This window comes from Methylophaga sp. UBA2012, from assembly GCF_002335235.1.
GTDB classification, from domain to species: domain Bacteria; phylum Pseudomonadota; class Gammaproteobacteria; order Nitrosococcales; family Methylophagaceae; genus Methylophaga; species Methylophaga thalassica.
This window is the reverse complement of the sequence record NZ_DDCG01000003.1, coordinates 101,721-114,388: the sequence shown is the minus strand read 5'-3', so window position 1 is coordinate 114,388 and position 12,668 is coordinate 101,721. Positions and strand designations below refer to the sequence as shown.

At 43.2% G+C, this 12,668-nt stretch carries 13 protein-coding genes; 8 read left to right on the top strand and 5 right to left on the bottom strand.

From position 1 onward, the window contains the following. Positions 1-112 precede the first annotated feature (112 nt). A complete protein-coding gene (locus B2248_RS03725; RefSeq protein WP_273178748.1) occupies positions 113-1,462 on the top strand; it encodes an OprO/OprP family phosphate-selective porin in 1,350 nt (449 codons plus the stop codon). 51 nt (positions 1,463-1,513) lie between these two features. On the opposite strand, the gene B2248_RS03720 is transcribed toward B2248_RS03725, so the two are convergent. Beyond that, positions 1,514-1,921 (bottom strand): c-type cytochrome, encoded by a 408-nt coding sequence (locus B2248_RS03720; protein WP_007146890.1) that lies wholly within the window; start codon positions 1,919-1,921, stop codon positions 1,514-1,516. Positions 1,922-2,053: 132 nt separating this feature from the next. Beyond that, the gene (locus B2248_RS03715) at positions 2,054-3,109 is read right to left on the bottom strand and encodes a DUF2333 family protein (RefSeq protein ID WP_273178750.1); all 1,056 of its coding nucleotides are present in this window, start codon (positions 3,107-3,109) and stop codon (positions 2,054-2,056) included. A gap of 168 nt (positions 3,110-3,277) precedes the next feature. Between B2248_RS03715 and B2248_RS03710 the strand changes: the two genes are divergently transcribed. The 4 genes from B2248_RS03710 to B2248_RS03695 are packed head-to-tail and all read left to right on the top strand — an operon-like array spanning position 3,278 to position 8,066. Beyond that, positions 3,278-4,225, top strand: a complete 948-nt coding sequence (locus B2248_RS03710) for an ABC transporter ATP-binding protein (RefSeq protein WP_007146888.1) — start codon at positions 3,278-3,280, stop codon at positions 4,223-4,225. Next, positions 4,225-4,965: an ABC transporter permease subunit gene (locus B2248_RS03705; RefSeq protein WP_007146887.1), complete on the top strand. Its 741-nt coding sequence runs from the start codon at positions 4,225-4,227 to the stop codon at positions 4,963-4,965. Before B2248_RS03710 ends, B2248_RS03705 begins: the two co-directional genes overlap by 1 nt. A gap of 15 nt (positions 4,966-4,980) precedes the next feature. Beyond that, positions 4,981-6,894 carry a Gldg family protein gene (locus tag B2248_RS03700; protein WP_273178753.1) on the top strand — a complete coding sequence of 638 codons (1,914 nt, stop codon included), beginning with the start codon at positions 4,981-4,983 and terminating at the stop codon, positions 6,892-6,894. Positions 6,895-6,932: 38 nt separating this feature from the next. Beyond that, positions 6,933-8,066, top strand: coding sequence for a DUF4340 domain-containing protein (locus B2248_RS03695; RefSeq protein WP_273178755.1), 1,134 nt, complete (start codon positions 6,933-6,935; stop codon positions 8,064-8,066). 31 nt (positions 8,067-8,097) lie between these two features. On the opposite strand, the gene B2248_RS03690 is transcribed toward B2248_RS03695, so the two are convergent. Then, entirely contained in the window at positions 8,098-9,018 is a 921-nt protein-coding gene (locus B2248_RS03690) for a chemotaxis protein CheV (RefSeq protein WP_007146884.1), read from the bottom strand. Positions 9,019-9,152: 134 nt separating this feature from the next. Here B2248_RS03690 and flgA point away from each other — a divergent pair, with 134 nt between their 5' ends. The 3 genes from flgA to B2248_RS03675 all read left to right on the top strand — a co-directional run bounded on the left by flgA (position 9,153) and on the right by B2248_RS03675 (position 10,721). Further along, the gene (flgA, locus tag B2248_RS03685; protein WP_273178757.1) at positions 9,153-9,851 is read left to right on the top strand and encodes a flagellar basal body P-ring formation chaperone FlgA; all 699 of its coding nucleotides are present in this window, start codon (positions 9,153-9,155) and stop codon (positions 9,849-9,851) included. Positions 9,852-9,916: 65 nt separating this feature from the next. Continuing rightward, a complete protein-coding gene (gene flgM, locus B2248_RS03680; RefSeq protein ID WP_273178758.1) occupies positions 9,917-10,219 on the top strand; it encodes a flagellar biosynthesis anti-sigma factor FlgM in 303 nt (100 codons plus the stop codon). 13 nt (positions 10,220-10,232) lie between these two features. Next, a complete protein-coding gene (locus B2248_RS03675; protein WP_007146881.1) occupies positions 10,233-10,721 on the top strand; it encodes a flagella synthesis protein FlgN in 489 nt (162 codons plus the stop codon). On the opposite strand, the gene hemH is transcribed toward B2248_RS03675, so the two are convergent. Together hemH and B2248_RS03665 are read right to left on the bottom strand one after the other, a co-directional pair. Further along, the gene (hemH, locus tag B2248_RS03670; protein WP_273178759.1) at positions 10,718-11,728 is read right to left on the bottom strand and encodes a ferrochelatase; all 1,011 of its coding nucleotides are present in this window, start codon (positions 11,726-11,728) and stop codon (positions 10,718-10,720) included. The genes B2248_RS03675 and hemH overlap by 4 nt on opposite strands. 9 nt (positions 11,729-11,737) lie before the next feature. Further along, positions 11,738-12,637: a TIGR01777 family oxidoreductase gene (locus B2248_RS03665; RefSeq protein WP_273178761.1), complete on the bottom strand. Its 900-nt coding sequence runs from the start codon at positions 12,635-12,637 to the stop codon at positions 11,738-11,740. Positions 12,638-12,668: the final 31 nt, after the last annotated feature.

Sequence of the window (12,668 nt, the reverse complement as noted above, 5' to 3'; positions counted from 1 at the left end):
ACTAATTGTTGTAACAAAACTGTCATGATAAGTACCTTTTAACCGTTAACTAGGATTACAAGCTGCTTTTGTCAGCTATGTAGTGCTTAGTAATTCAGACAAGGAGAAGAACATGACAATAAAAAGAAGCCTTTTGGCTGCTGGTATTCTGGCTGCATTATCGGGTCCTGCCTATGCGGGGTCTGAAATTGAAACTCTCATTAATATGCTGCATGAGAATGGTATGGTCAATGATGACCAATATGGTCGGCTCATGGCGGAATTAAAACAAAATCAGGCTCAGGCAAAAGAAGAAAAACAACAAGTCGATGCCAAACTCGCTGAAGCGACCAAGCCTTCAGATGTTGAAGTCACCGTCAAGGGAGGGATTGGTGTTAAGACCCGTGACGGTAAGTTTGAAAGTAAGTTAGGTGGTCGCTTACAAGCTGATGCAGCAAGCTATAGCGGTCAGCCTGAAATGGGGGATGGTTCAGAATTTCGCCGTGCCAGGATTTCTTATTCGGGCACAATGTATAACGTTTGGGACTTTAAGCTCGAATATGATTTTGCCAGTACCGGGTCAAATGGCAGGGGGATAACGGATGCTTACCTAGCCTATACAGGCTTTGAGCCAATGGATATCACTGTCGGTAATTTTAAAACACCGTTCAGCTTAGATTATCTGACCAGTGCAAATAACACATTATTTATGGAACGCGCGCTGCCTAACGCTTTTTCTTCAGGAAGAAAGATGGGAATCATGGCGAGTAATGAAACAACGCACTGGTCATGGGCGACAGGCATCTTCGGTGATTCCATCACTAATAAAGGTAATAACGATGGTCAAGATGATGAAGGCTGGGGGGCAACTGCTCGTGGCACCTGGGCTCCGATTAACGATGGCGTTCATTTTGTGCATTTAGGTCTTGGTGTTAACTATCGTGATACCGGCGATAGTGGTGAAGTGGGGTTCGATAGTGAGGCTGAATCACATGTATCTGGTGTGAGCATTATTGATACCAGAGATATTACTTCAGTCACAGATTATTACAATATCGGTGCTGAACTGGCTGCTGGTCACGGGCCATACTCTGTCCAGGGTGAATATATCACCACAAAGGTGAATCGTAATAATGGTAAAGATGCCGACTTTGATGGCTGGTATCTGCAAGCGGGTTATATCCTGACCGGCGAGACCCGCCAATACAAAAATGGTGTGATGGGTGGCGTGAAACCAAGCTCGATTGTCGGTGAAGGTGGTTATGGTGCTTGGGAGCTGGCCTTGCGCTATAGCTCGCTTGATTTAAGTGATGCCGGTATTGATGGTGGGGAAGCGGATGCAATGACGTATGGTGTGAACTGGTATCCAACACCAACATTACGTTTCTCTGCTAACTATGTGGATGTGCTGGAAGTCGATGGTGGGCCGAATGATAATGATGAACCATCCGTATTTCAGGTTCGAAGCCAATGGGCGTTCTAAGATAACTTAACTATTGAGGGCTGTTTACAGCCCTCAATGCTGTTTCTGGTTTTAATTGGCTTTTTTAGGTTTTACTTCGCCAATTGCGCCGTCTGCTCTGGCTTTAAGATAGTTATAAATGTCTTCTCTGCCTTTCATGACTTTTGCATTTGATGACCAGGCCGGCATGCTGCCGATAGTGCCCGTTTTTCCATGCTCTACCGTATTAAAAAATTCGTCTTTGGAAATTACCTTCAGGCTTTCCGCTAAGTTAGGCCCAACCATACCTTGACCATAGGTGCCATGACAGCGGGCGCAGAAGTTTCTATACAGTTTGAAGCCAGCATAGCTTGAGGCATCAAGTTCATTGCCATTCGTTACGGTGTAAGGTTTGTCATCAGCAAAAACTGATGGTGCTGAAATAAGCAGCAGTGTTGCTGAAAGCAAAACTGGCTTAATTGATTTAAGTTGAAACAACATGAACATCTCCATTAAATCTGAACTTCCAGCCCCTGTTCCGGGGCCGGATAATTCAATAATAAGATGTTATTTTCTGACCTGGTTGGGTGATTTGCCCTGATATATAAGTCAAATACCCTTCTTTTGTAGGATTTATCCTCGATTTAACAGATCTCTTAAATCGATCAAAGCTGCATTGGCCCGAGACACGTAAGAAGCCATCACTAATGAATGATTAGCGAATAAGCCAAACCCATTCCCATTCAAAATGACCGGACTTAACACCGGCTCCTGTGTGGCTTCCAGTTCGCGAATGATCTGACGAAGGCTGACTAGAGCGTTTTTCTTCCTTAAGACATCAGAAAAATCATATTCGACGGCTTTCAATAAATGGATGAGGGCATAGGTTGTTCCTCGCGCTTCGTAGAATACGTCGTCGATTTTATTCCAAGGCGTTTTTGTCACCACTTCATCTGCTAAAGGGGTTGATTGCAGCGCCTCAGCATCACCGGCTAAGTCAGTATTAATTCGGACCTGACCTACACTGGCGGTTAAGCGCTGTGACAAGCTACCAAGACGTTTTTCTGCCACGGATAACCAGGCGACTAAGTTATCGGCCCTGGCATAAAATTGAGCATCATCCTGATTACTGCTCAATCTCGCTAAGTAGGATTTAAGAGACTTAATGCCTGCACGGTATTCACGTTCAGTGGGCGGGAATAACCAGGAGTTGGAATTAAAGTTAAACTGAGGTTCAGCAATCGCCAGATCCTCATCTTCTCGTGATTGTGATTGTGAACGACTGATGTCATTGCGCAAGACCCGAGCAAAATCACGAATCTGCACCAGCACACCGAACTCCCAGCGAGGGATATTGTCCATCCACACGGATGGTGGCATGACATCATTGCTCAAGTAGCCACCCGGTTTATCCAGTAGCTTTTCAGCGAGTGTGATGAGTGTCGCTGTGGATGTATAACCGGTTACCAGTTGTTGTTGCTGTTGAGATGCCATAATTCGGGCATTTTCAGTGGGGTCAAATTCACTGGGGGCGATGCTCCACCACACCATCAGAATGACCATAATGGATGCAATCACACCTATGATGATGCTGGTGGTCTTAATGATACGTTGACGAGTTGTGGTATCGGCAAAACTGTCGCTGACTGACCAGCCGAAATCACGGATTTTATGTGTTAAGCGTTTCATTGACATCTCATATCTGAATAAGTGGGAGTGTTATGTGACAGCTTATGCGCTATGAATCTTTAAGACAATGGGGTTGATGAAAGACAATTCAAGCTTGACTTAAATTGCCTCACCTCAGAATAATGACAGGTTTGCAAAAATGATTAGGAAGCGGGGGACGCTTTTGTTATGACATTGAGAATTGAGATCGATGATCTGGCCAAATATTTTGGTGCGATCAAAGCCGTTGATGGTGTGTCATTTTCTGTCAGTAAAGGCGAAGTGCTAGGGTTTTTAGGCCCGAATGGTGCCGGCAAATCAACGACGATGAAAATGATTACCGGGTTTTTGACACCGACAAGAGGTACGGTACGAGTTTGTGGTTATGACGTGCTGACAGACCCTATTTCGGTGAAAGCACATTTAGGATATCTTCCTGAGGGGGCACCGGCTTACGCGGATATGACGCCGGATAGTTTCCTGAAGTTTATTGCTGAGATTCGAGGTATTAAAGGGGCTGACAGACGTCGTGCTGTCGACAGTGCAGCTGAGCGGGCAAGAATTACCAATGTCATGTATCAACCGATTGAAACCCTGTCGAAAGGGTACAAGCGTCGTGTTGGTCTGGCTCAGTCTATTTTGCATAATCCGCCCGTGTTAATTCTTGATGAACCTACAGATGGTCTCGATCCGAATCAAAAACACGAAGTCAGAACATTAATTAACGAAATGGCGGAAGATAAAGCCATTATCATCTCTACCCATATTCTCGAAGAAGTACACGCTCTGTGTACGCGTAACGTCGTTATTGCTAACGGTAAAGTGAAGTTTGACGGCACACCTCAACAACTGGAATCAAAATCACGTTATTACCATGCCGTTGTGGTCAATGTCGCTAATGTCGAACAAAAGGCATTCGAGACCTTCTTGAACTCATTGCCGTTTGTTGCTCAAGTTGAACCTGTGGAAGGGGCTGGCTTCAGAGTCTATCCAAAAGATGGACAGCAAATTACCGCCGACTTATCAGAGAAAATTCGTGAGAATGGCTGGAGCATTGATGCCTTGCATGCGGAAGCAGGTCGCCTGGATGAAGTTTTCCGTAGTATTACCATGCCTAGTACGGGAGCCAAAAACTGATGAATATGCGTAATATCTGGTTCATTATGAAACGTGAGTTTAATGGCTATTTTGCTACACCGGTGGCTTATGTTTTCATTATCATTTTCTTGTTGTTAACCGGCTTTTCAACATTCTATGTTGGTAACTTTTTCGAACGCGGTGAAGCCGACCTTTATCCTTTCTTCTCCATGCATCCATGGTTGTACATTTTGTTGATTCCGGCCATATCAATGCGTTTATGGGCCGAAGAACGTAAGAGTGGCTCAATTGAGTTATTGATGACCTTACCTGTTTCTGTTTTTGAAGCCGTTATTGGTAAATTCCTCGCGGCCTGGGCGTTTACTGGCTTAGCGTTGTTTTTGAATTTTCCATTGTGGATTACCGTGAATTATCTGGGTAATCCTGATAATGGTGTCATTGTGGCGAGTTTCTTAGGCAGTTTATTAATGGCCGGCGGTTTTCTGGCCATTGGCTCATGTATCTCAGCGATTACCAAAAATCAGGTGATTGCCTTTGTGATTAGCCTGATTATTAGCTTGGTATTTGTACTTAGCGGCTATGGTATCGTCATTGACTTTTTCAGCGGCTGGGCACCTAAGACATTAGTGGAAACAGTGAGCTCGTTTAGTTTCTTGACCCATTTTGACGCTATCAGCAAAGGCGTAATTGATATGCGAGATATGATGTATTTCATTTCATTAATCGTTATCTGGCTGTTTGCTAACGCCCTTATCGTCAATGCTCGTAAGGCTGACTAGGAGAGAAGTGCGACGATGAATAAACAACTATTATCTGCAACAGGTCTGATTCTGGCCATCATTCTGTTTGTATCATTCAATATTGTGGTCAATGGCAACTTCAAATCAGCACGTGTTGATTTGACTGAGGATAATCTTTACACCTTATCCGATGGCACGGTTAACATTCTCAAATCGATGAAAGAGCCGATTAGTCTGCGTTTTTACTACACAGAAAAAGCAGCTCAGGCGTTGCCTAGTTTGAAGTCCTATGCACAACGTGTGCAGGAACTATTGCTTGAATATCAACGAGCTTCGAATGGCAAGATTCGTTTGTTTGTGATGAACCCTGAACCTTTTTCATCTGATGAACAGCGTGCTGATCAATATGGTTTGCAGTCTGTGCCGATTGATGGCGAATCAGATCCATTATATTTTGGTTTGGCAGGTACCAATGAAGTAGATGGTGTTGAGACGATTCCTTTCTTTCAGCCAGAAAAAGAAGATACGCTGGAATATGATCTGACAAAATTGATATACAAACTGTCTAACAACAACAGAAAAACGGTGGGTGTGATTAGCTCTCTGGAAGTTGATGGTGAGCAGTACGATCCTTTAAAAGGTGAAGTCGCCTCTGCTGATGGTGCCAAACCTTGGGCCATGATGGCTGAGTTACGTCAGATGTTTAATGTCTCTATGCTACCTACCGACGTTCGCCGTATTCCCTCAAGTATGGATGCATTAGTGGTGATTCATCCCAAAGAGCTGTCTGAAAGTACACTCTATGCGATCGATCAGTACGTGTTGGCTGGTGGTAAGTTGATTACCTTTGTTGACCCTTACGCAGAAGTCGATAAGCCGAAAAAGGATCCGGACAATCCAATGAGTGCCATGTTGGCGCCTCGCAGCTCAAATATGGATGAATTATTTGAGGCATGGGGCTTTAAGCGTTCCAATACAGATGTCGTAGCGGATCGTAAAACCGCAACGAAAGTGGATTTTGGTGCTAAGACAGATTATCAGCCCATCGATTATGTACTCTGGCAGAAGTTGACCAAAGGCAACTTTAATAAAGATGAGCGTATCACCTCAGCTTTACGTCAATTGAATGTTGCCACTCCAGGGCGTTTTGAGATTCTGGATGGTCATACCACAAAAATTACGCCTTTATTCTCATCAAGCAACGAAGCGATGCTGGTGGATAAGCGGGTGGTTCAATTCCGTAATGATCCTGTTGCCCTGTTGACCAAATATCAACCGGGGACAATTAGTTATCCAATGGCTATCCGCGCCCAAGGCGAGGTAAAAACAGCGTTCCCTGATGGCGCGAAAACGGTGTCTGGTGAGTTGAAAAAAATGCCAGGCCATTTAGATAAAGCTAAGGGTGATATTGATGTTATCGCCATTGCTGATGTCGATATGCTGGATGATCGTTTTTGGGTCGAAACTCAGGACTTTTATGGCAAGCAATTAGCCTTTAATACATCAAATAACATTGATTTTCTGATTAATGCTATTGAGGATATGACAGGCAGTGAAGGGTTAATCAGTATCCGTTCCCGAGCAGGTTTTTCCAGACCTTTTTACAAGGTAATTGAGCTGCAACGTGATGCCGAAAAACGCTTCCGTACCAAAGAGCGTGAATTACAGAACAAGCTGAAAGAAACGCAGCAACGTATCGCCCGTATGCAAGTCCAGCGTAGTGGTTCAGGACAACAAATATTATCTCCTGAGCAACAAAAGGAAATTGCTGAATTCCGTCTGACCGCCAATAAGACTCAGCAACAACTTCGTGATGTACAGGCTAACTTGCGTAAAGATATTGATAAACTTGATGCACAGCTGAAGTTTTTCAATATAGGTTTGGTACCGATATTAGTCGGATTATTAGCGGTTTTCACTGGCTGGATGCGTATTCGGAAACGCAATAAAGCACGTAGCCAGCAATAACGATGCTGTTTTAGTCGACTCGATAATAGGTTTATAACATGACAAAAAAATTCAACAGTTTGACTATTCTTTTCATTATTACGGTCGTGATGGTATTGCTGATGTTAGTAACCATTTATCGAACTGATGATAATGATGATGATTATGGATTGTTGTTTCCTGATTTATTCAGTGAATTGAGTCAGGTAGATAATATTCAATTCAGCAGTGGTGAAGATCAGTTTTCACTGCATCGAGAAGGGGAAGACTGGTTTATTCCTGATCACTACAACTATCCAGCAAACTTTGATGAAGTGAAGCGTATGTTGATTGATCTATCAGAAGCAAAGCTGATGGAGAAAAAGACCTCTAATCCAGAGCAATATGCTGTGCTGGGCGTGGATGGTGCTAAGCCTGAAACGCCTGATGGTGATTCGATCAAAGTGTTGTTAAAGCATGGAGATAATGACATTGCAGGCTTACTATTAGGTAAGCAACGTGACGTGACTGTCGCCAGTGCTGGCCCTAAACAGTTTTATGTCAGGCGTGTAGGTGACGAGCAAAGCTGGTTAGCCGAAGGCTACTTGCTGATTAGTCCAGTGATGTTGAACTGGATTGATAGTCAGGTTATTGATTTAGCGCGTGAACGTATTGCTCGGGTGGAAATTATTCAGCCTAATGGTGATATTGCTACGCTGGTAAATTTAGGCAAAAAAGACAAATTTGGCACACCTGAGTCGGGTGAAAAAACCGTATTTAAATATCCTCAGTTGGGGTACGACATAGCGGGATCATTACACCAGTTGCGTATGGAAGACGTGTTACCGAAAAAAGATTTTAATCGGGGCGACGCGGACGTGGTTATTGCGCGATTTATTACATTTGACGGTTTGGTGATAACCACCAAAACGTCATTTATTGATGGTTTCTACTACACAACGTTATCTGCGGATTATCAGCCGGAACTGATCAGCGAAGCATCTGATGATATTAAAGCGCTTGATGTACTGAAATCAGAAGAACAAGTCAAAACTGAAGCTGAAGCCTTAAATAAAAAACTGTCTGACTGGGTATATCGTGTCAGTGGTTTTACAGGGACTAATCTGATGAGAGCGAAAGCGGATATTGTTACAGAAAAAAATAATGTTATCCCAATGCCGGCTGATTTAAATGGTTTTGGACCACTCCGCTAGGCATAAAAAAGGCTCTGAAAAGAGCCTTTTTTTATTTCAGCATTGACTGTACTGCTGCCGCTAGTTCATCAGCAGAAAATTTAGGGATAAATTTATCTGCACCGACTTTTGAAACCAGTGCCTGATTAAATGTCCCGCTCATTGAGGTATGTAATAGAATGGGCAAGCTCTTCATTGCCGGGTCATTTCTAACTTCAGATGTCAGTGTATAACCATCCATCTCTGGCATTTCGATATCGGATATCATTAAGGCGATTTTTTCATAGATATCTTCACCATTCGCTTTCCACGCCTTGAGCATATCCAGAGCTTCCTTACCATTTTTAGCTAAGGTAATTTCTAAGCCAATTTGCTCAAGCGTGCGTTTAATCTGATTTCTGGCCACACTGGAGTCATCAACCACCAGAATATGTTGTCGTATCTCTTGGTTATGTTCAGAATAATTATTGACTAACTCAGAAGATACGTCAGCCTGAATACCCATCACCTCGGCTAAAACTTGCTCAACATCAATAATCTGGACTAACTTGTCTTCAAATTTGGTAATAGCAGTCAGATAACTGCTGGCACCTGATGCTGCTGGTGGCGGTAATACATCAGACCAACTGATATTAATAATACGTTCAACAGAGGTGACTAAAAATCCTTGAACAGAACGGTTATATTCGGCGAGGATGACAAAACTCTCTGCCATATCTTGTATAGGTCGACGTCCGATGCTTTGTGATAAATCAACAATGCTGACTGTTTGTCCACGTATAGAGGCCATACCTTTAATATTAGGATGAGATTGTGGAAGCTTGGTTAAGGCCGGACAAGCAATCGCTTCACGAACTTTAAAAACGTTAATGCCGTAAAGCTGAGCGGTGCCTAGACGAAATAACAATAACTCCAGACGATTCGTACCGGCAAGGTTGGTACGTTGGTCTACACCATCAATAATGCTGCTCATGTTGACTCCTCTATACTTAATGATGCTATCGGCAATGCTTAACAAGTCTTGAGTTTTTGCGATTGAGTCTAGGCATATAACTTGCAGCATTGAAATCAAGAAGTTTTTTAACCTCACATATTAGGTAAACTCGCATGATTCGTAGATTTTTTTTATGCTTTCTAAGTGTCGTTTTTTTGACGCCTTCTGTAAATGCCGAATCTTTACAAGCTTTAGCCGGAATTGAGCAAACTGCTTACGTTTTTGCCATGAACGATGCACAAGCCTATTACGACAATCCTCAAGTGATTGTTGATGCTATGGATAAACGCTTACGACTGCAAGCCTGTTCTGGTGATTTAGAAGCTTTTTCTACATCCAATGCTAATACAGTTGGAAAAAGAACTATCGGCATCCGCTGTCTTGCGCCAATAGAGTGGACTGTATACGTAGCTGTTCAAGTCAAAGTCATGCGCCCTGTCGTTGTGGCAGCGAAAGCGTTGTCAGCAAATCAGACTTTGAAAGCATCCGATGTTAAAATTGTTATGCAGGATATTAGTGACTTACGGCAAGGTTTTTTACTTTCAACTAACAAGGTATTGGGTAAACAGTTAAAGTATCCCGTTGCTATGGGAACAGCGCTGACTCCACGTAGTCTCAAGCAACAGAAAGTCGTTCAGCGAGGTGAACAAGTCATACTTGTTGCTCAAGCAGGATCTATGGAAGTGAGGATGAATGGCATGGCGATGGAAGATGCCGTTTTAGGCGATAAAATTAAAGTAAAAAATAATTCTTCAAACCGGGTGGTAGAAGGTGTCGTACAGGCGCCAGGCATTGTTCAGGTGACAATGTAAAAAATTCTCAACTTTCTTTCTTTGCTGCCGATACAACAAACATAAGATAAACGGAGACAGCTTATATGTCTGATATTAATAGTATTAAACCACCATCTCAGACGGAATATACCCCGTCACGAAATGTAGGTGAACGCAATGAGACGGCAGAAAAATCACCGTCAGTGACAACATCAAGCCCAAACACGGAAAGTGATAAAGTGAGTTTAAGCGATACACTGTCGCAGGTAGAAAAAAGCTTAGCTGATGTCCCTACTGTGAATCAGACTAAAGTCGATAGTATTAAAGCGGCAATTGATAACGGCACTTATCAGGTGGACAGTCAACAGTTGGCACGAAAAATGATTGATTTTGAGGGTAACCTGTAGAAAGGACATCCTCATGTCAATGAATGCCATGCAGCAGCTGAGTACGATTTTACAATCTGAAATCAGCAATAGTACTGCACTTGCAAGCCTGTTAAAGCAGGAACGCGATGCGTTAAAAATTTCAGATGTTGATAAAGTCTCTGAAATAACCAAACTCAAACAGCCGTACCTGTTAAAGCTGGAGCAACTTGCCCGACAGCGTGAGCAGTTACTGTCTGCTGTCGGTTTCCCAGCAGGAAAGTCTGGTTTAGAGGCCTTTATTGCAAACCAGGAAGAAGCCGACGCAACTCGTATGTCTATGCAGGTATCACGGCTTCGTGAAGTGGCAAAAACTTGCCGGGAGTTTAATCAAATAAACGGTGGCATTATCAATGTAAACCGGCAATATTTGGTCAGGGCTTTATCTATTCTCCGTGGACGCGATCCCGAAACTGGCGCTTACGGACCCGGTGGTGAATATACCAGCCAAGTTGTCAGACAACCTTTAATTGGTCGCGTCTAATTTTGACACCAATCTGCTAGCACATTTACCCATGCCGGATCATCATTCATACATGGAATGAGCGTCAATTTCTCGCCGCCGGCTTCTTTAAAGACTTCTTCGCCACGAATGGCAATTTCTTCTAATGTTTCGAGACAATCGGTGACAAATGCCGGACATAAAACCATGACATGTTTTGCACCTTGTTGAGCTAAATCTCGCAAGGTGTCTTCTGTATTTGGTCCTAACCATTTTGCCCGGCCTAATCTAGACTGGAATGCGACGGAATAACGCTGTTTTTCTAAACCGGCTTGCGAGGCGAAACATTCAGTGGTTCTCATGACCTGATGTCGATAGCAGGTTTTATGAGCGGGATGACTGCCCTGGCAGCAATTATTCTGTTTTAGACAGTGTGAACCCGAACTATCCAATTTAGTGATATGTGACTCGGGCAACCCATGATAACTAAATACCACGTGGTCATAAGGTTGTTCGAGATAAGGCTGAGCACTGGTCACTAAAGCTTCTATGTATTGAGGGTGATCGTAAAAGGGGGGGATGATCGTCAGCGTAATATCTAATCCATGTTTTTTGATAACACGCTTAGCTTCCTCTATAGATGTGGTCACCGTGCTGTCTGCGTAATGCGGGTAAAGTGGGATATAGAGTACTTCTTCTATCGATTTATCTGCGGTAATTTTTAATAGCTGCTGTTCAATACTAGGATTGCCATAACGCATTGCCATTTCTACAGGCATTGTTAGTCTAGCCTGAAGTGCATTTTTCAACTTTTCTGATAAAACGATTAGCGGAGAACCTTCAGGCATCCATACACTTTGATAGGCTTCTGCTGATGCCTTTGGCCGAGTGGGCAAGACAAACAGGCTGACAATCATCCTGCGTAGTATCCAGGGCAGTTGAATCACATATGGATCCATTAAAAACTGATTAAGGTATCGGCGTACGGCTGTTGTCGAAGGTGCGTCAGGAGAACCAAGGTTAGCTAATAAGATGGCACGTTTTGTCATAGGATTAGTTTACGGTTTATTCAAAAGATTGTAGAGAGCATTATCTAGCTCAGTATATTGGAATTGATAACCAATTTCCTTGGCTTTTTCCGGATACGCTCTTTGCCCCCCTAATAAAAGTTGAGACATTTCACCTAATGCCAATTTTAAAATTGATTCGGGTGCTTTTAGGAAAGTGGGGCGATGTAGCTGCTCGGCCAGAGTGTGGGTAAACGTTTTATTTGTGACCGGATGAGGAGCTGTAGCATTGAATACCCCTGTTGCTGAAGGATTCTGGCTGATATAAATAATAAGTTGAACGATGTCAGTAATATGAATCCATGGCATAAACTGGTGTCCATCTCCGAGCGTGCAGCCAAACCCGAGTTTAAAGGGTAATAGCATACGTTGAAGAACACCACCTTCCATGCTCAGAACGAGTCCGGTGCGAATGATACAGACTCTGATATCATCCGCAGCGGCTAATGCGGCTTGTTCCCACTTCTCACAAAGTTCGTGAGCATAGTCACTTTTGTAAGCGCTATCCTCAGTCAACGGTTGAGCACCCTGATCGCCATACCAGCCAACGGCTGAGCCGCTGATTAATGTATGTGGCTTTTGCTGAAGACTTTTTATCCAGTTGACTAAATTTCTGGTCAAGTCGATTCGGCTTTTTTCCAAAATTGTTTTTTGTTTTTCACTCCATCTCTTATTCGCAATAGGTTCACCGGCAAGATTAATGACAATATCTACAGCATGTTTCTGATCGATTTCATCAAGAGATTCTACGGCTTTTACCTTGTCACTAAAGAGGTTGTAGACTTTTTGTCTGTCTCGGCTTAGAACAGTGACATCATTACCCGATGTTAAGAGATGCTGGCAGAGTGATGAGCCAATGAGTCCTGTACCACCAGTAATTAGATAATGCATATTGATGTCCTTAATAATCTTCGCCAGACCT